This window comes from Streptomyces sp. NPDC050263 (assembly GCF_040655955.1).
Taxonomy (GTDB): Bacteria; Actinomycetota; Actinomycetes; order Streptomycetales; family Streptomycetaceae; genus Streptomyces.
The window spans coordinates 1-18776 of sequence record NZ_JBFAKW010000166.1 but is presented as its reverse complement, the minus strand read 5'-3'; the positions used below and the strand labels follow the sequence as shown (position 1 = coordinate 18776).

Genomic DNA, 18776 nt, shown 5'->3' with positions numbered 1-18776 from the left:
CGCCACGGGGGGGCCGGGGGGGTGGGGGGGGCCGGGCGGGCGCGGGGCGCACGCCCCCGGCGCCCGCCGCGATCACGTCGGGGGTCAGCTCTTGCCCTTGCCCGCGGCCGTCTGCGCGGCCTCGAGGGCGGCCTGCGGGCTCTGGCCTCCGGACAGGGCGGACTGGACGGCCGTCCACAGGGGCTGGGAGATGGTCGGGTACTTGGTGCCCAGTCCGCCGCTGGTGCGGCCGCGTGCCGCGGCCACCGCGTCGATCCACGGCTTGAGCTCGGGGTTCGCCTTGACCTGCTCGGCCTGCACCGCGGCGGTGGGCGCAACGTACGCCAGGGTCGTGTCCGTGGCCAGCAGGTTGGCGGGGCTGGTCAGACAGGTGACGATCTTCTTGCTGACGTCGTAGCGCGCACTGTCCTTCTGCACCGGGACGGTGACGAACTCGCCGCCGGTCGGCACCGGCGCCGACCCACCGCTCTGCCCCGGGATGCTGATGACGCCGTACTCGAATCCGGCCTTCGCCGCGTTGCCGAGCTGCCAGGTGCCGTTCTCGCTGAACGCGTAGTCGCCGGTGGCGAACTCCTGCCAGCTGGTGGTCTGGGTGTTCTGCAGGACGTCCTTCGGCGCGAGCCCGTCGTCCACCCAGCCCTTCCACAGGGAAAGGGCGGCCGCCCCCTTCGCCGAGTCGAGCTTGGTCAGGTCACCGCCGGCCCCCCAGAACCACGGCAGGAACTGGAAGCTGCCCTCCTCCGTGTTGATCGCGGAGAACGTGATGCCCTTCTTCCCGGCCGACTTGACCTTCTTCAGGGCCGCCGTGAGCGAGTCCCAGTCCTTGATGGAGGCCGGGTCGACGCCCGCGGCGGACAGGACCTTCTTGTTGTAGTAGAGAGCGAGCGTGTTGGCGCCGATCGGCACACCGTAGGCGGAGCCGTCGATGGTGCCCGCGCCGAGGATGTTCTGCTGGATCGACTTCGTGTCCAGGCCGAGGTCGCTCGTCTTGTTGACGATCCCCGCCTCCACCAGCGTGGACACGACCGGGTTGTCCACGAGCATCACGTCGGGGGCGTTGCCCTGCTGAGCGGCCAGCAGGGCCTTGTTGCCCAGGTCCGTGGTGTCCATGCCGGTGCGCTTGATCTTGACCCCGGCGTCGGTGCCGCACTTGTCGATGAGCTTGCCCCACGCCGAGGACGCGTCGAACTGCGGGTACGGGTCCCAGAAGGTGTACGTCCCGCCGGCGCTGCCGGACCCGGAGGCCGAGGAGTCGGAGCCGCCGCCGCAAGCGGCGACGGAGGTGAGCGCGCCGAGGGCGGCGATCGCTGCGATCAGGGTGCGGCGGGAGTTTCTCACGGGTGACCTCGTTGTCTTGGGCCGGCTCATGGGGAGCGGTAGGAGATGAGAGAGGAGGAGCGGATGCGGGGGGGGTCAGGAGGTGGGCAGCCAGACGCGCATGCTGCCGTCCTGGCGGTTGGCCCACGCGTAGTAGGGGATCGCAGTCAGTTCGAGGGGCTCGTCGGCGGACGAACCGTCGGCGGGGGCCGTCTCGGCGGTCCGGTACGGCCACCAGCCCGCGGCTGCGATGTCCCGGCGATGCCCGGCGGCCACGACGGTGGTGACGCCGCCGAGCAGGTCGGGGCGGTGCTTGACGACGAGCGGGCGGCTGGTGTCCAGCACCATGTCGTCCAGCCCGCCGCCCGGGTGATCGACCCCTTCGAGGCAGTACACGAGCGGTCCGCGCTCGATCGCCACGCAGCCGCGAACCGCGTCCACCCGCGGGTCCGCGGCGGTGAGGCGGGGCTCGAGGACGAGTTCCAGCACGACCTGGTCGCCGGGTGCCCAGGTGCGCTCCAGTCGCAGCCAGCCGTCGGTGACGGGGGCGTCGCTCCGGTCGTACACCGTGTCCCCTACGCGGACCCGGTACTCGTCGCACCACTGGGGGATGCGCAGCGAGAGGGTCCAGGGCCGGTCGCCCGGGGTCTCCTCGACGGTCAGGCCGACCGTGCCCTGCCAGGGGTAGTCGGTCTCGGCGCTCACCACGACCGGCGCACCGTCGAGGTCGCCGGTGTAGCGCCCGGTCACGTACTGGTGGATCTGCAGTCCGCCGGAGCCGCTCGAGGCGAGGTAGTGCTCCAGGGAGGCCAGCAGTCGCATGACGTTGGGCGGGCAGCAGGCGCAGCGGAACCAGCGGGTGCGGCGGGCCGACTGGTCGCCGCCGGTGTCGGTGTGGCCGTCGCGGACCTGGAGCGGGTTGACGTACAGCCAGTGCTCGCCGTCGAGGGAGACGCCGGCCAGGAAGCCGTTGTAGAGGGTGCGTTCGATCAGGTCGGAGTAGCGTGCTTCGCCGGTGAGCAGAGCCATCCGCCAGCTCCACTGCACCGAGGCGATGGCCGCGCAGGTCTCGCAGTAGGCACGCTCGTTGGGCAGCTCGTACGGGTCGCCGAAGTCCTCCTCGTCGTGGTGGGCACCGAGCCCGCCCGTGAGGTGGGTCTTGGTGGCGGTCATCGCCTCCCACAGCCGCTCGGCGGCGGTACGCAGGCCCGCCTCCCCGGTCTCGGTGGCCAGGTCGGTCGCGGCGGCCAGCAAGTAGAGCTGGCGCACGGCGTGGCCTTCCACATTGGTCGCCTCGCGCAGCGGGACGCGGTCCTGGCAGTACGCCTCACCACCCAGCAGACCGTGGCCGAAGCGGTCCACGAAGTAGCCGGCGAGGTCCAGGTAGCGGCGCTCGCCGGTCTCCCGGTACAGCTCGACCAGGGCGGTCTCGACCTCGGGGTGGCCGTCGACGCCGTCGATGGGCTTGCCACTGCCGGGCAGGCCGAAGACCGAGTCGATCTGGTCGGCGAACTTCACGGCGACGTCGAGGAGCTCAGTGCGTCCGGTGGCGCGGTGGTGGGCCACCGCCGCCTGGATCAGGTGCCCGGCGCAGTACAGCTCGTGGCCCCAGCGCAGGTCCTGGTAGCGCTCGCCGCCCTTGAGCAGCTGGAACCAGGTGTTGAGGTACCCGTCGGGCTGCTGCGCGCCGGCGACGAGGGACACGATGCGCTCCACGTCGGCCGCGAGCGGGCTGTCGTCCCCGGGCGTGTGCTGGGCGAGCTGCCAGGAGGCGGCCTCCAGCCACTTGTAGACGTCCGAGTCCACGAACGGGTACGCGCCCTGGAACTCTCCCTCGTCCGTGCCGGCCGCGAGCCGCAGGTTGCGCAGATTCCCCGCCGACTCCAGCAGACCGGGGCCCTGCGGGATGGAGGTACGCGCGTTCACCTCGCGGCGGGTGTCCCAGAAACCGCTGCGCACCTCGACGGTGGCAGGGGCGAGCGCGGCCTTGGCGCCCGGGCCCTGACGGACCGGGCCCATGGGGGTGCCTCCCTCCTCGGACGAGGCCGAGGACTTGGAGGAGGGCACAGCGGAACGTGGGCGGGGCATGGCTCTCCGAAGAGTTGGAGGGGAAAGCGGATCGAGGGTCCGGCGCAGTAGAGGGCGCGGCGTCCCAGGATTCGGACAGGCGGTACTCCGCCTCTCGGACCCGCTTGAGCAAACGTTTTTCTATCTCGAAACGTAGAAAGGTGGCGAGCCTGAGTCAAGGGGTACGCACAAGTATTTTCGGGACCGCCGTCGGGGCTGGTCAGCACTGGCGAACGATGCCAGGATGTGCGTCGCCGACGTCATCTAGGAAAAGGATTGCGCGTGACCGCCGTTCCAGGTTCTCCCCCCGCCGGGCGGGCAAAGCTCGCCGACGTTGCCAAGCTGGCCGGCGTCAGCGTCGGGACGGCCTCGAAAGCGCTGAACGGCAGCGGCAGGATGCGGCCCGAGACACGGCAGCGGGTCCTGGCCGCCGTGGAGGCGCTCGACTTCCGACCCAACCAGCATGCGCAGAGTCTGCACACCGGCCGCAGCTGGACCGTCGGCCTGATGACCACCGACGGCATCGGCCGCTTCAGCACACCCGTGCTGCTCGGCGCCGAGGACGCGCTCGGCGCCGGGAAGATCTCCGTCCTGCTGTGCGACACCCGCGGTGACGCCATCCGCGAGCAGCACCACCTGAGCAACCTCATGGACCGCCGGGTGGACGGCATCATCGTGACCGGCCGGCGCACCGACCCACGGCCGCCCCTGAAGGGGATAGATCCGATCCCGACGGTCTACGCGCTCTCGCCGTCCACGGACCCGGACGACATCTCCGTGGTCTCCGACGACCGGAGCGGAGCACAGCTGGCCGTCGAGCATCTGCTGGCGACCGGCCGCACCCGGATCGCGCACGTCACCGGCCCGGCCCACCACGCCGCCGCCCGCGACCGCGCCCACCACACCGTCGATGTGCTCGAACGCTCCTCGCTGGAGCTCGCCACGGGCCGGGTCCACTTCGGCGAGTGGAGCGAGGCATGGGGCCGGCGCGCCGCCGAAGCGGTCCTGCGGACCGCGCCCGACACGGATGCCTTCTTCTGCGGCAACGACCAGATCGCCCGGGGGGTCGCCGACGCGCTGCGCGAGAACGGGCTGGACGTCCCCGGCAGAGTCGCGATCGTGGGCTACGACAATTGGGACATCATGGCCCTGGCCTGCCGCCCGCCCCTCACCACGATCGACACGGACCTCACCGAGATCGGCCGACAGGCCGCCTTGCGGCTGCTGGAAGCCATCGGTTCCGAGCCGGAGCCCGGCCTGCACACCGTTCCCTGCCGCCTCGTCGTCCGCGAATCGACCTGAGCATGTTGCCGGGGGCCTGAGTAGGCCGCGCCCGAGATGGGCCGCGGAACGGGTACCGGCCAACCGTCTCCGACCTGACCGCGTGAGCGCGTGTGCGCTGCCCGGCCGGGCGGCCCTCGGTCGGTCCTGTACGTCGAGAGCACACCGCGGGGCGCTCCGTCGGCTGCGCCCGGTCGACCGGTGCGGTCGTCGGGCCATGGGCGCGCGGCAGTGCGTCCGTCTGCTCGGACAGCTCGTCCCCAGCCGGTCGGAATGTCCGCGCGACGACACCGAACGCGATGGTCGTGGGCACTCTGACAAGTCGTCGCCGACGACCAGTGCATGAGGGGCCTGCGCGGAGCACCGACGGACCGGGGAAAGCTCCGCGGGTCCGCCGCGGGAGGGACCCTCCGTCAAGAGCGTTCGCTGCCAAGGGTCCGCTGAAGGGCTCACGGTGAAGGGCTCACGGTGAATACGGGCAGCCGGCCCGCGCACCGGTCCGCCACCGGCCCTCGCGCGCCTGCCGGCCGTGGCGTTCGGTCGGGGCCCGCCGCCCTGAGGCTGCGGGCCGGGCCGGTCACAGGGAGGTCGTCACGCCCGGTTCGGGGTTGCCGTAGTAGGCGTCGGGGCCGTGTTTGCGGGTGTAGTGCCGGTCCAGCAGATGGCGAGGGGGTGGGGCGGTGGGGGCCAGGGCCATGGTGTGGATCGCGATGTCGGCGACCGCTTCGCAGATGATGGCGTGTTCGAGGGACTTGCGCGCCGTGGCGCCCCAGGTGAAGGGCCCGTGGCCCGCGACGAGCGCTCCGGGGACTTCGGCCGCCCTCGTGTCGTCGCCGTCGAGCAGGTCCACGACGATCTGGCCGGTGTTGTACTCGTAGTCCTTCGCACACTGTTCCGCGGTCAGATCCGGCGTGCAGGGCACCGGCCCGTTGAAGGTGTCGGCGTGGGTGGTGCCGAGTACCGGTATCTCCCGACGGGCCTGCGCGAAGGCGACCGCGTGGGTGGAGTGGGTGTGGGTGACCCCGCCGATGGACGGGAACGCCAGGTACAGGCAGCGGTGGGTCTCGGTGTCGGTGGAGGGGCGCAGGTCGCCGTCGACGACCTTGCCGTCGGCCAGGCGTACGGTCACCAGGTCGTCGATCGTGAGGTCCTCGTACGGGACACCGGAGGGCTTGATGACGAACACACCCGCCTCCCGGTCGACTCCGCTCACATTGCCCCAGGTCAGGGTGGCGAGGCCGACTTGAGGGATCGCGAGGTTCGCCTTCAGTACCTCTTGCCGCAGGCCGTCCCGGACAGCTGTTGCCATCGTCTTACTCCTTCGTGCCGTCCGCGTGTCAGAGAGCCTGGGCGAGGCGGTGGTAGGCGGCGTTCCAGCGGACTTCCTTGCTGAACTGCTCGGTGGTCGTGTCCTCGTCGATGGTGAGCAGTTCGACGCCGGTCATCGAGGCGTAGTCGGTGAGGGTCTCCATGTCGACGGCGGAGCTGAGGACGGTGTGGTGGGGCGCGCCGGCGAGCAGCCAGCTCTCGGCGGACTCGGCGAGCGAGGGGCGGGGCTTCCAGACGGCTCGGGCGACCGGCAGTCGGCGCAGGGGTTCGCTGGGGGCGATGACGTCGACGGCGTTGGCGGTGAGCCGGAAACGGTCGCCGAGGTCGGAGAGGCCGACGACTACGGCGGACCCGGGGGCCGCGTCGAAGACCAGGCGGACGGGGTCCTCACGGCCGCCGATGGACAGGGGGTGGATCTCGCAGCGGGGGCGGTCGGCCGCGATGGAGGGGCAGACCTCCAGCATGTGGGCGCCGAGGACGCGCGGGGTGCCCGGGCCGAGGTGGTAGGTGTAGTCCTCCATGAAGCTGGTCCCGCCGGGCTGTCCGGCGCCCATGACCTTCATCGTGCGCAGCAGGGCGGAGGTCTTCCAGTCGCCTTCGCCGCCGAAGCCGTAGCCGTCGGCCATCAGCCGCTGGACGGCTATGCCGGGCAGCTGGCGCAGGCCGCCGAGGTCCTCGAAGTTGGTGGTGAACGCGGTGAAGCCGCCCTCGGTGAGAAAGGCGCGCAGGCCGAGTTCGAGGCGGGCCGCGTAGAGGAGGGAGTCGTGGCGGATGTTGCCGGGACACAGGGCTGCCACGACGTCGTACGACTCGACGTACTCGGCGGCGAGTTCGGCGGCGGCTTTGTCCTCGACCGCGTCGACGACGGCGACCAGGTCGTTGACTGCGTAGGTGTTGACGGAGAAGCCGAACCGCAGCTGGGCTTCCACCTTGTCGCCCTCGGTCACGGCGACGTCGCGCATGTTGTCGCCGAAGCGTGCGAGGCGCAGGCTGCGCGCGGTGTGGCGGCCGACGGCGGCGCGGGCCCAGGCCGCGACGCGCCGGACGACTCTCGGGTCGGTGGCGTGACCGGCGACGATCTTGCGGTCGACGCCGACCCGGGACTCGATGTGGCCGAACTCGCGGTCGCCGTGGGCGGCCTGGTTGAGATTCATGAAGTCCATGTCGATGCTGGGCCAGGGCAGCGACAGGTTGTACTGGGTGTGCAGGTGCAACAGCGGGCGGTCCAGGGCACTGAGTCCGGCGATCCACATCTTGGCCGGTGAGAAGGTGTGCATCCACACGATCACGCCCACACAGCTGTCGGAGGCGCTCGCCTCCTGGCACATCCGCCTGATCGACTCGGCGTCGGTCAGGACCGGCTTCCACACGATCCGGACCGGGACCTTGCCGGGGCCGCCGAGGGTCTCGGAGATGCTGCGGGACTGCTCGGCGACCTGACGCAGGACGTCGTCGCCGTACAGGCCCTGGCTTCCGGTGAGAAACCAGATCTCGTGGTCGGGGAAGGGCATGCTGTTGGCTTCCATGAGAACTCTTTTCTTTCGGGGAGAGGCGATGGCCGAGCAGGGGCGGGTGCCGCTCAGGCGGACGCCTCGGCGCGGATGCGCCGCAGGCGGTGCATGACCTCGTTGGCGCCGCGGCCGAAGTAGTCGTGCAGGAGCCGGTATTCGGCGTACAGACGGTCGTAGGCCGCGGCGCGGTCGGGGTCCGGCAGGTAGACCCCGCGGTGGACATTGCCCATGGCGTGGGCGGCGGCCCGGATGTCCGGGTACGCCCCGGCGGCGACCGCGGCGTGCATCGCGGCGCCCAGGGCCGGGCCCTGGGCCGAGCCGATGACGCCCAGTGGCCGACGGGTGACGTCGGCGTAGATCTGCATGAGCAGCGCGTTCTTCGTCAGGCCGCCCGCGACGATCAGCTCCCGCACGGGGACCGATGCGGACTCGAAGGCGTCGATGATGGTGCGAGTGCCGAAGGCGGTGGCCTCGAGCAGGGCGCGGTAGACGTCTTCCGGCCGGGTGGAGAGGGTCTGTCCGACGAGGACGCCGCTGAGGTCGTGGTCGACCAGGACCGACCGGTTGCCGCTGTGCCAGTCCAACGCCACCAGCCCGTGTTCGCCGACCTTCTGACGTGCCGCGAGGTCGGTCAGATACTCGTGCGGGGTCTGTCCCAGCGCCGTGGCCCGCTCGGAGTAGTCCGCGGGAAGCCCGGTACGGATGAACCAGGCGAAGATGTCCCCCACGCCGCTCTGTCCGGCCTCGTAGCCCCACAGACCGGGGAGGATGCCGCCCTCGACGACGCCGCACATGCCAGGCACCGCCCCCTGCTGGTCGGAACTCATCACATGACAGGTCGACGTGCCCATGATGGCTACCATCTGGCCCGCTTCCACCGCTGTCGCGGCGGGCGCCGTCACATGGGCGTCGACATTGCCGACGCAGACGCTGATGCCCTCAGGCAGGCCTGTCCAGGCAGCGGCCTCAGCGGTCAGGCACCCGGCCGATTCCCCCAACTGTCCGATCGGCTGGTCCAGTTTGTCGGTCGCGAAACCGGCGAAGCCGGGGTTCAGGGCCGCAAGGTAGTCCGGTGAGGGGTAAGAGCCGTCCTGGAGCTGGCCCTTGTAGCCGGCGGTGCAGGCGTTGCGGACGTAGGTGCCGCACAGCTGCCAGACGATCCAGTCCGCGGCCTCCACCCAGCGCTCGGTCCGGTCATAGATCTCCGGGTCCTCCTCCAGGACCTGCAGGGCCTTGGCGAACTCCCACTCCGAGGAGATCTTGCCGCCGTATCTCTGCAGCCACGGCTCCTTGCGGTCGGCGGCCAGCGTGTTGATCCGGTCGGCCTGGCCCTGGGCGGCGTGGTGGCGCCACAGCTTGACGTAGGCGTGCGGGCGGCCGTCGAGGCCGGGCAGTTCGCACAGGGGCGTTCCGTCGGCGAGGACCGGCAGGACCGTACAGGCGGTGAAGTCCGTACCGATTCCGACCACCTGCTCCGGGCGTACGCCGGCGCGCGCGAGGGCCTCGGGCACCGCGTGCCGCAGGACGTCGAGGTAGTCGGCGGGCACCTGCAGCGCCCAGTCGGGCGGCAGCGGCGTGCCGTCGGGCAGTTCCTTGTCGAGAACGGCGTGCCGGTACGGGTGCTCCGCCACCCCCAGCTCCGCACCATCACTGACGCGGACCACCAGAGCCCGTCCCGACAGAGTGCCGAAGTCCACCCCGACGACACAGGGGGCGAGGCTCATCGAACCATCGTGCTCTGCATGCACAACCGGCCGTCCTTACTACTCTCGAAAGGGTCTATGGCGGGGCACGGCAGCCGAGCATCTGCGGTTCGACATATCGGCCAACGTTCGCAGTGCTGAATACGAGGCGTCCTTCGATCCGTGACGAAGGAACCTCCTCCCGCACCGCCCAGCCGCGCGTCAGCCGAACCGCAGCCACCGGCTACCGCGAACAAGATCATCCCGCCCCGGGATGCCGCACGGAACACACATCTGCGACATCATTGAGAAAATGATTGCTCACTTCGCTGCGTCATCTTGACCCGCCGAAGCCTCCACGTAAACCCCCAGCGTCGACTCGGCGCGAACAGGCACCCCCGCACCCCGGCACCACCAGCCAAAACCGCACGTACGCTGCATGGAAGCAGGCAGGTGACGTCCGTCACCATGACGGGGCCAGCCTACGGAGGAGGACGAGACCGCCACCTCACTCACTGGCAGCGTCGGCGTGTCGTTTCACATTAGAGGAAAGCCTTTTCTCAACTTCTGTGACCCGGGATGCCATCCCACGCTCCCCATGCAAGGACGCGATCGGTCGCACCGCCGACAGCAAGCCCGAACTGCGGGAACCTATCGAGAAGGTGCGTGTCACGTACGGCACCGTGCAGTGCGTCCAGCGCTTCTTCACCCGAATCAAGGAGTCCCGATCGTGTTCGTCCGCCCCTACGACGCCGTGCTCTGTGACATCGACGGTGTGCTTCGGCACTGGCCCGCTCCCGGGCCCACCGACCTCGACCGCGTCCACGGACTGTCGGCCGGCACGATCGCGGCAGCCGCCTTCGCACCCTCCCGCCTCCAGCCCGCGATCACCGGGGAGGTCACCGACGAGCAATGGCGCTCGGCTGTGGCCACGGACCTCACCGACGCCTGCGGGTCAACGGACCGCGCCCGAAGCGTCGTCGCCGCCTGGTCCGATCTCATGCCACGCGTCGATCAAGAGGGCGTATCCCTGCTCACCAGCGTCCGTGAAGTCGCAACCGTCGCCCTGGTCTCCAACGCGACCACCCGTCTGGAGTCGGATCTTGCCCGGCAAGGCTTGAACGACCTCGTCGACGCCGTGGCGAACACGTCCCGCATCGGTATCGCGAAGCCCGATCCGCGTGTCTACCTGATCGCCGCAGAACGGGTCGGAGCCCCGGTCCACCGCTGCCTGTTCGTCGACGACACCACCGCCAACGTCATCGCCGCCCGCGAAGTGGGGGATGACCGCCCTGCACTACCGCCAGATCGGAGATCTCCAGGACGCTCTGTCCGTTCTCCTCGCCACAGCGACCAACGAACGACCGGCTTCGACTCACCGCTGAAACGTAGGACAGGCACTGAAGTCTGCCCGCGTTCCCTCGTGAGACACCTCAGGTCAGCGACCCGCGCCTCCGGTGCGGCAGGTCATGAGGGGGCACGGAGGAGGGAGCCGCTGGGTGTCGGTGCCGGGGGTGCGCTGAGTGGTCGTGGTCGGGCGGCGCCTGCGCGTCGTGCAGGGCTGGTCTGTTGTTCGGCGAGTTTGCGCAGGAGGCGGGCACGGCCGTCCTCGACCGTGTGGTCCTCGGTGAGGACCTTGCTGAAGGTCTTCATGACGGCGTCCGCGCCGGCGGGGTGGGGGTCCGGGGTCGGCTGTGGTGCGGTGTGCTCGGCGAGGGCCGCGGCGGCGGAAGGGCGGGCGGTGGGCGGGAGCCATCCTGTTTCTTCGGCGGCTTCGGCGCGGGCGTCGTCCAGGAGGTGGTTGAAGTGCTCGACGTCGCCGCCGAGGAGGCGCACGAACGTCTCGAGGATGCTCTGATGCGGAAGGATCGTGGCCTCGAGGACGGAGGCGACGGCGCCCGCGCTCAGCAGCCATCGGCTGGCGACCGCGACGTCGTTGGGCGCGGGGCGTCCCGCGCGCAGATGGAGTGTCTGAACGGCGACGCGGAGACGTTCGGCGGCGGACCTGTCGTCGTTCTCGAGGTCCGCGTCCGGCTCACGGCTCTTGTGGCTGAGTTTCTCCGATTCCCAGACGGTCCGCAGGACTGCGGGATCGGCGCCGCACGTCTGGGCGAACTTCCGTGTCAGGTCCCAGGTCGGCACCCGCTCGCCGGTCAGGATCCGGGACAAGTAGGAGGCGGAGCAGCCGATTTTGCCGCTGACCTCCTTGTTGGTGAGCTGAGCGGTGCGGATCAGCATGGACAGAATCGGCGCGAGGCGGTTGTACGCCGCTCCCGACGATTCGATGGGGGCGCTCTGGTGCTTGGATCCCTCGCTGCGATCGGCTCCGGATTCACCGGCCCCGCCTGCCGGCTCGCCGTCGGAGGTGGGTTCTTCCGGCGTTTCCGCCGGGTGTGAGGCGGCGCTGCTGAAGACTCCGGTGACGGAGGTGAGCGCTGCCTCGGAGCGGTTGAACCGGGCGAGGCGGCGCAGGATGTACCGCTCGGTGTAACGGTGGCGTGCGGTGTCCTCGCTGACGCCCAGGACCGAGCTGATCGCGGCCCATGTGACGCGGCGGTAGCGGGCCCGTCCGACGACGGCCGCGGTCAGGCCGTTCAGCTGCTCGTGCAGTTGGGCGACGCGCTGTAACGGTTCCTCTCCGTTGAAGGACGGCAGCAGCCGCGCGAGGTCGCGGGCGCCGTCCTGGATGTCCTTGGCGATCTCGATGAGGAGTTCGTCCCCGGCGGAGGGGCCGTGAGCGGCGGTACGTGGCGGCGGGCCGGCCCGGCGCGCAGGGCGCGGCTCCGTTGACGGCTCGGCCTGAGAGGTGGGGAGTCCGGCGGACTCCTCGGTTGAAGCGTCACCGTGCAGGCGGCGCCTGTGGGCGGCCTGACGGCAGGCGTCCGCGCAGTATTTGCGCGGCCTGCCCTTCCCCGGTCCTGCGGTGAGTGCGGAGCCGCAGTGCTCGCATGTGTCGCTCACGGTTCTTCCATCCCGTAACGAAAAGGGTTCACAGAGGGGTGCGCTGCGTTGATACAGCCGAATTTCACCGGCTTTCGTCACACGTCGCGGTGCCGGACGGCCGGGCCCGACTGTGGACGGGCCCGGACCGCCAGTGGCGGGCGGCGAGGGACCGATGATGTGATCCCTCACCGCCGGATGGGCGTCAGCGCCGGTGACGGCGGAGGCGGAGGACCTTGAACGCGGCGCCGGACAGCAGACCGCCGACGGCGTAGACGGCCTCGGGGGACACCGTCACCCGTACATAGGGCCGGGAAATCAGCATGTACCCGGTGAACAATGCGGCGACGAACACGGCGGCCGTCTGCGTGCCAATCCGGTTCACGTAACGAAAAGTTTCGTTACGGCCATTACGCTTACTGCGAGCGAAGTGGCCGGAAGGCCGTTTGGCGCGGCGACGCCGAGGGGTAGATCGCCTCATAGGGCACTCCTTTGTGTCGTGAAAAGCGTGCGGGATCTCGAACGGGGTTTGGTAGACGCAGTCGAGGTCCCGCACGCGCCTGAGAGTGAAAGTACCGACACGCAGTGCGATAGGCTAATCACCCATTTGCCGCATGCCCGCCCATAAATCAGATTGTCCCAGGACGGGCGACTTTCGTTGCGGTCACGGCCGAAATCTCCCTGTCTTCCGTAGCTCCGCGTGTCAGCCATGGCCCGATGTCGCTGGCGAAACATTTCTATCTTTTCCTGTCACGCGAGATCGGAAGTGTGCGGAGATTCCACCGAGGGTGACATCGATAGAAGCTTTGCGGTCAGAAGAATCATCGACTCGGTCACCGGCGCGTCGTAACACACCCTCTAATGTGCAATTGCAGGACCGCATGTGTCATCGCGGCTCCCTCCCCGGCGACGCGACGCGATGAGGGGTGTTCGAAGAAGGCACGGAAGGCCTGGACGTCCGACCTCGTTGTGGAGGGCGTGGTTGTGGAGGAGCCGGTGTCCCCAGGTCTCACGTTTTGCCTGTGCGGGACGATCGTTCGGCTGAAACCCTGCCGAGCCTTTCGCCGCGCAGGCGACCGCGCTTCACAACGGGGCGGGTCCGGGGCCGGCCAGGACCGGTTCTCGGAATGCGGATGCGGGCCATGACCGCCTCGAAGGCGGGCGCGTCACCGGCCTGGCCCGCGGTGACGGTCAGAGCCAGGGGGGTGGTCGGCCCATCGTCGGCCCCGGGGCGGATCCGCCGGCATCAGCGGCTCGACCCGGTCCCGCGTCGCATCACCGATCACTGATCACTGGCCCGAACGGACATATCCGATCGACTGTCCAGCCCGCTGGAGAGACACGCGCCCCTCACGAGTCCCGCAACAGCACCCGCTGACCAGTTCGCGTCACCCGACGAGTAGCTTTGCAGCAGCCGTACTTGAGGGGGAGCGATGGGTTTCGGTGGACTCTTGATACTTGGGCTCCTCGCCGTAGTCGTTCTGGGGACGACCGGTGTCGGGCTCGGTACCTACGCCCTGATCTGCAACCGAATGCCTGGACGATGGCTCGGCAGAACAGTACGCAACCCCAGGCTGTGGGGAACCGGCATGCTGTGCATGGTCTCCAGCCTGGCCTTCATCTCATGGACGCCCCTCATCATCGGGCTCGGGATCGCTGTGACCGGAATCGCCGTCAAGCCCACCGGGTGACCCACGCTCGTCACTCACACGACGGCACCAGCGCCGCCAGGGCGGGTCAAAGATGCAGGCCCCAAAGCGTGCATCGACAGCAGATCTCGAGTCTGACCCGCTCCGCCCGGCGAGGCGCACCCGCCCCGGCGAAGCACCGCGGTCAGGGATCGGATCTGCGCCTTCTCCGGGGGAGGCTCAGCACTCGTCGTCCCCATCCTCCGGGTTCCCGCCCAGCTCCACCATCCCGCCTCCCCCGCTTACTGCTTCCCCGACGTGTGCATGATTCAGCCAGGGACAGTACCGACACACGGGGGGCCTGCGCGTGTTCGACGGCATCAGAGACAACCACAGACTCAGAAGGATCACCCAGGCATGGCTCTGGGAAGACAGGTTCGACGCGGTGTCCGATTTCATACGGTCCCGCTCAGTGTGGGCAGTAGTGGGCAACGCGGGCACATTCCTCAGTGCCCTCACCGGGTTGGCGCACTACTGGTCGCGACCGCTCTCGTTCGCAGGCTGCGCCGTCGTCCAACTCGCCTGCCTGGCCTGCCAGGCGGTCGCCCTGATCCCCATCGTGTGGCCGGGACGGGCGGCGACGCCACGGGACGTCGCCGGCTTCTCCGATCTCCACCAGGGTCTGACGGTGACCACCGTATGCGGCTCGTGGATCTTCGGCGTGTTCCCGGGCGCGGGCCTGCTCGTCCTCTTCGACGTGGACGTGAACAGCCCGCCGTGGGCCGCCGTGTTCGTCTCGGGGACAGCCCTCATGGCGGCCTGCATAGCAGGCCTGATCACCGCGACGATCGTCTCCGACCAGGCGACGACACAGGCTCGTGAAACGGCCGGCCCGCCGGGTGTGTCCGACTGGGAGGACAGCGCAGCCGGCGCCGACGCGGACTCGGGAGGCTTCGACGGCGACTGAGCCGCGGCACCGAGCAGCGACGCCGTCCGACCGCCCGGAACACCACACAGTCCACGCGACGCACCGATCAAGGCAACCGACAAGCCCCTGGCACCCGGGAGTCTCTTCAAGTGACCAGAGGTCAGCAGGCTCCCTGCTCGCAGGCCGACGAAAAGGGTACTGCCGAGAAGGCGGCTGCGAAGGAGGCCATCAAGAAGGCGCTCCGCCTGACCTGACGGACATCTCGATCTGCGGCAGTGCCACACTGCTTCCCGGATCCATAACCAGGGGGACGGATGAGCTACGAACTACGCGCGGTCATCGCGGACGACGCCTTGCTCAGAGACGCGACGAGAGAAACCGGTACGGCGCGGCTCGTACCACTACATCGAAACGTGTCGCTCCTCCCGGTCACAGGCGATTTCTTCGATGCTGTCACCGACGGCTCCAGCGACCGGCCCCTGAACTTCTGGAGCATGCCGAGCGGATTCGACCTGCGCCTCGCGCTCTGGTCGAGCACCGGCCCTGTCGCCTACGTCGAGGCTGAATACTTCGGCGGCGCAGGCGAGCAGCAAGCCGCCGTCTGGAACAACGGCGCGCTCGTCCTGGGCCCCCTGCTCCTACCCGAAGGCTCCGCACTTCCAGCGGGCGGCAGCCCGATCTCCCAAGCTCTGCGCTGCCTCGGCATCCGGCGGGCGGGCGCTTACGACGAATTCGAAGCCGCAGGGCTGGGCCGACACCGTCACACGGACGACTGGGCAGCCCCATCCTCGAAGTGACCCAACAGGCACCACAGCTGTTGTCATGCCTCCAGGGCCCGGGCCCTATGTCGCCTCTGACCTGATGAGATCTCCACCAAGGCTCTGCCGGACGGCTCACACCCCCAGAGAATCCCCGCTGCCAGTCGTCAGGCCGGTCGGGGCTCACCCGAACGCCATGGCCGTCCGGTGGAAGTGATCTCCCGTGACACGGCGCCTGCCAGAATCGACGGTGACCGCCCGACCGCCGCCCCGCCCGGCTGGGCTGCGGAGCCGAAGTGGGACAGTTCCAGATCCAGATATCCGCAAACGTCTCGTTCGGGCGGGCCAGTAGAGTGCGGCGGACGAGAGAAGAGATCCTCCGACGGACTCCCGCATATCGCGCATACGCTCCAAGCTGGCGAAGGTCCCGTACCAGGCGCAGCGCAGCCACTCGGCGGGTGCCGAGCGTCACGCGTTCCGCGTCGGCCCGCGCATCAGTTCCGCGCAGGCGGACGCCTTCGAGGGCGAACACCGCATCGAACTGCCGTCGGCCTACCGAAAGTTCCTTGTCGAACTCGGAGGCAGCGGCGCCGGCCCCTTCTACGGTCTGCTTCCGCTGGAGGAGTGCAGGCTGTACACCATGGACCGGCAGCCGCCGGACGGCGCCCCGCGGGGATTCCATCACGTGGACCACCCCGACGCGCTGCAAGGAGACCTGTTCCTCCACATCATCGAAATGGGCTGCTCCGACCTGTGCCTCATCGGCGTGACCGGCCCCCTCACCGGCCGCATGCTCACCGGCAACGCGGACGGCTTCTGGCCCCCGAACGTCTCCTCGGCCCAGGACTTCCTCTCCTGGTACGAACGCTGGCTGGACCACATGCGGGACGGCAAGGACAACAGAGCTCTGGGACTCACCTCCCCGGCGACCGTCGCGAGCGCCCCCTGGGGCCCCCGGGCCAGGGCCCGGAACACTCTGCGGTCGCAAGCCGCAGAGCGTTGAGGCGACGGGACTCGGAACCGAGATCCTCACAGCGCCCGCCTCACCTGCGTGCGAGCCGGTTGTCGGTGCACGCTGCTACAACTCTTGCCTACCGACCCTGCGAGCAGAGGAGACCCCGTGGGCGACTGGGGCACTGGCAACTTCGACAACGACACGGCCGCAGACCACCTGTCGATCCTCACAGACCGGCTCATCACCGAGGTCGCGGACGCGATGACCGGCGACCCGGTCGGGATCGAGCCCGACGAGTACTGGGGAGTCGCGGTGCCGGCCAACCTGGAGCTACTGAGCCTCCTGGCCCGGCAGGGCTACGTGGGCGCGTCGCTGCCCGAGGCCGAGACGGTCGAGGGGTGGAAGAAGACCTACCTGGCGGTGTGGGAAGGCGGCATCGACGAGTTGGAGGCCTCCTCGGCGTACAAGGACGAGCGACGCGCAGTCCTGATCCGTACTTTCGACGAACTGGCCCAGCTCAGGAGGATGGAGGACTCGAGCTGACGCCGCCCGACAAGAACGAAGGGAAGAAGGGCTTTCGGGAAGGAGACTTTCGCCGCGATCCGGGCCGAGGGCGTCTGGGCAGACCTGCAATAGTCGCTCGACAGCCTGGCTGTCACCAGCCGCCCCACAGAGCGGCGACCGCGTGACCGACCAGGAAGACGCCTGTCACCGCCACGGAGCCCGGGATCACGAGGATGAGGACCATGATGAGCGTGTCCGGGAGGCTGACGCCCGCCCTTGCGGTGCCGGGCCGCTCGGGGTCGTAGGCGACCTCGAGCGGGTCTGTGCCACTGCCGGTTGTCCGGTACGTGTAGCTCTGGCCGGTGGCCGTCGTGTAGGTGTACACCCGCCACTTGTTGGTGCAGTGCGAGAACTGGGCCACGACGGTGACGCCGCGCCGCTTCAGCCGCCAGTCCTCCACGTTCGCCCGGACCCGGCGTAGATCATGAAACACCCGGCGCACAGCGCGACCGAACCGCCGAGCAATGCGGCCGCCTGTTCCCCTCCCCCGGCCACGCCCACGGCCGCCGCCAGCCCGGCACAGAACAGGGCGCCCACCGCGGCGACCGGTCTGCGCCCGGAGAACCACCCCGTGTTCCGGCCGGGCAGCGGACGCACGTCCACCAGTGACAGACGGTCCACGGGTTCGGCGTCACCGTCGGGCGTCGGCAGCAGCAGACCGACCGCCTGCCCGAACGCGGCAGCGCCCGCCTCGGAGACCCCCTCGACGCGGTAGGCCACCGGCTCTGCTCCACCCAGCAGTTCGATCTCGACGGCGCGTCCCTGCGCCCGTACCTCCGCCATCGCTTCGAAGCTGTGTCACATCCTCCTCTCGCATGTCACAGGGCATGAAGGATGGTAGTGATCCCGTTTGCCGTTCGGTTGGGCGTCGATGGTCGCCGTTCCGAACGGCAACGGCAGCGCGCGGGCCTTCAGACGGCCGCGAGGGTGGCTGGCAACGCCTCGGTCTGGCGGCGGGGGCGGGCCAGGCGGCGGGACATGAGGGTGATGAAGGCCCACTGGATGTGGGCTTCGGCGTGGGACATCAGCCGCTCGTAGTCCCTTGCGTTGCGCCGGGCCCGCATCGTCCACGAGTTGCTCCTTTCCACCACCCACCTCTTCGGGAGTAGAACGAAGCCCTTGGCGTCCTCGGGGCGAGGGACGACCTTGATCGTGATGCCCAGAGCGTCCTGGGCCCAGGTGCTGAACTCCTCACCTCCGTAGCCATTGTCCGCCCAGACCAGGACGATTTCGGGGTGTTCGGTATGGAGGCGGGTGAGCAGGATGCGGGCTGCGTCGCGGTCCTGGACGTCGGCGGGGGTGACGAGCAGGTCGACAAGCAGGCCGTCCTGATCAACGAGGAGATGTCGCTTCCGCCTATTTATATGCTTGTTCGCATCGTAGCCGCGTGTCGCATTCGACACGGTCTCCGCGCCTTTGACGGACTGGGAGTCCACGATCACCCGGACCGGCCATGGGCAACGCCGGCGGCGCAGCCGTAGCCGCCGGCGGAGCTGGTCAAGGATCCGCTTGAGTGCGCCGGCCTTTGCCCAGCGAGCGAAGTATCCGAACACGGTGCGCCACGGGATGCCGAAGTCGGCGGGCAGCGCGCGCCATTTCGCCCCGTTGTCGGTGATGTAGCGGATGGCGTCGACCACGCGGGCGCCGAGGCCATTTCTCCGGGGCGCCGCCCTTGGGAGTCTGGCAGGCGGGAGTCGGGAGGAGCGCTTTGAGTAGGGCCCATTCTAGTGCCGCGGCAGGCAACGTTTGCCCGTCAAGGAGCGGCGTCCGGTGCGTGCTCTCGGTGTGCCGGCCGGAAGTCCTCGTACTGGACGTA

At 69.2% G+C, this 18776-nt stretch carries 14 protein-coding genes and 3 pseudogenes; 6 read left to right on the top strand and 11 right to left on the bottom strand.

The features are described 5' to 3' along the window. Positions 1-84: 84 nt before the first annotated feature. Positions 85-1338 carry an extracellular solute-binding protein gene (locus AB0J04_RS41355; protein WP_363173851.1) on the bottom strand — a complete coding sequence of 418 codons (1254 nt, stop codon included), beginning with the start codon at positions 1336-1338 and terminating at the stop codon, positions 85-87. A 75-nt stretch (positions 1339-1413) separates the two neighbouring features. After that, complete coding sequence (locus tag AB0J04_RS41350) at positions 1414-3405, bottom strand: beta-L-arabinofuranosidase domain-containing protein (protein WP_363173850.1); 1992 nt, start codon at positions 3403-3405, stop codon at positions 1414-1416. 261 nt (positions 3406-3666) lie between these two features. Here AB0J04_RS41350 and AB0J04_RS41345 point away from each other — a divergent pair, with 261 nt between their 5' ends. Continuing rightward, positions 3667-4686, top strand: coding sequence for a LacI family DNA-binding transcriptional regulator (locus AB0J04_RS41345; RefSeq protein WP_363173849.1), 1020 nt, complete (start codon positions 3667-3669; stop codon positions 4684-4686). 556 nt (positions 4687-5242) lie between these two features. On the opposite strand, the gene araD is transcribed toward AB0J04_RS41345, so the two are convergent. From araD to araB, 3 genes are read right to left on the bottom strand one after another with little or no spacing between them, the layout of a single operon-like run. Further along, entirely contained in the window at positions 5243-5974 is a 732-nt protein-coding gene (araD, locus tag AB0J04_RS41340; protein WP_363173848.1) for an L-ribulose-5-phosphate 4-epimerase AraD, read from the bottom strand. A gap of 28 nt (positions 5975-6002) precedes the next feature. Next, complete coding sequence (araA, locus tag AB0J04_RS41335; protein WP_363173847.1) at positions 6003-7520, bottom strand: L-arabinose isomerase; 1518 nt, start codon at positions 7518-7520, stop codon at positions 6003-6005. A 53-nt stretch (positions 7521-7573) separates the two neighbouring features. Continuing rightward, on the bottom strand, positions 7574-9229 hold the full coding sequence (araB, locus tag AB0J04_RS41330) for a ribulokinase (protein WP_363173846.1): 1656 nt from the start codon (positions 9227-9229) through the stop codon (positions 7574-7576). Positions 9230-9785: 556 nt separating this feature from the next. Between araB and AB0J04_RS41325 the strand changes: the two are divergent. Continuing rightward, a pseudogene (locus tag AB0J04_RS41325) lies at positions 9786-10409 on the top strand (HAD family hydrolase); the annotation flags it as partial. Positions 10410-10654: 245 nt separating this feature from the next. On the opposite strand, the gene AB0J04_RS41320 reads toward AB0J04_RS41325, so the two are convergent. From AB0J04_RS41320 to AB0J04_RS41310, 3 genes and pseudogenes are all read right to left on the bottom strand, one after another. After that, positions 10655-12148: a helix-turn-helix transcriptional regulator gene (locus tag AB0J04_RS41320; RefSeq protein ID WP_363173845.1), complete on the bottom strand. Its 1494-nt coding sequence runs from the start codon at positions 12146-12148 to the stop codon at positions 10655-10657. Positions 12149-12332: 184 nt separating this feature from the next. Beyond that, the gene (locus AB0J04_RS41315) at positions 12333-12512 is read right to left on the bottom strand and encodes a hypothetical protein (RefSeq protein ID WP_363173844.1); all 180 of its coding nucleotides are present in this window, start codon (positions 12510-12512) and stop codon (positions 12333-12335) included. Positions 12513-13217: 705 nt separating this feature from the next. Beyond that, a pseudogene (locus AB0J04_RS41310) lies at positions 13218-13331 on the bottom strand (IS5/IS1182 family transposase); the annotation flags it as partial. Between the two features lie 896 nt (positions 13332-14227). Here AB0J04_RS41310 and AB0J04_RS41305 point away from each other — a divergent pair. From AB0J04_RS41305 to AB0J04_RS41290, 4 genes are all read left to right on the top strand, one after another. After that, the gene (locus tag AB0J04_RS41305; protein ID WP_363173843.1) at positions 14228-14722 is read left to right on the top strand and encodes a hypothetical protein; all 495 of its coding nucleotides are present in this window, start codon (positions 14228-14230) and stop codon (positions 14720-14722) included. Positions 14723-14997: 275 nt separating this feature from the next. Continuing rightward, complete coding sequence (locus tag AB0J04_RS41300; protein ID WP_363173842.1) at positions 14998-15480, top strand: hypothetical protein; 483 nt, start codon at positions 14998-15000, stop codon at positions 15478-15480. 601 nt (positions 15481-16081) lie between these two features. Continuing rightward, a complete protein-coding gene (locus tag AB0J04_RS41295) occupies positions 16082-16444 on the top strand; it encodes a hypothetical protein (RefSeq protein WP_363173841.1) in 363 nt (120 codons plus the stop codon). A 117-nt stretch (positions 16445-16561) separates the two neighbouring features. Further along, positions 16562-16939 carry a DUF4259 domain-containing protein gene (locus AB0J04_RS41290; protein WP_363173840.1) on the top strand — a complete coding sequence of 126 codons (378 nt, stop codon included), beginning with the start codon at positions 16562-16564 and terminating at the stop codon, positions 16937-16939. Positions 16940-17051: 112 nt separating this feature from the next. Here the strand turns inward: AB0J04_RS41290 and AB0J04_RS41285 are convergent, their stop codons facing one another. The 3 genes and pseudogenes from AB0J04_RS41285 to AB0J04_RS41275 all read right to left on the bottom strand — a co-directional run. Beyond that, positions 17052-17360 (bottom strand): hypothetical protein, encoded by a 309-nt coding sequence (locus AB0J04_RS41285; protein WP_363173839.1) that lies wholly within the window; start codon positions 17358-17360, stop codon positions 17052-17054. Next, on the bottom strand, positions 17342-17743 hold the full coding sequence (locus AB0J04_RS41280) for a hypothetical protein (RefSeq protein ID WP_363173838.1): 402 nt from the start codon (positions 17741-17743) through the stop codon (positions 17342-17344). The genes AB0J04_RS41285 and AB0J04_RS41280 overlap by 19 nt, the downstream gene beginning before the upstream one ends. A 128-nt stretch (positions 17744-17871) precedes the next feature. Next, positions 17872-18636: pseudogene (locus AB0J04_RS41275) on the bottom strand (IS5 family transposase); the annotation flags it as partial. Between the last annotated feature and the right edge of the window lie 140 nt (positions 18637-18776).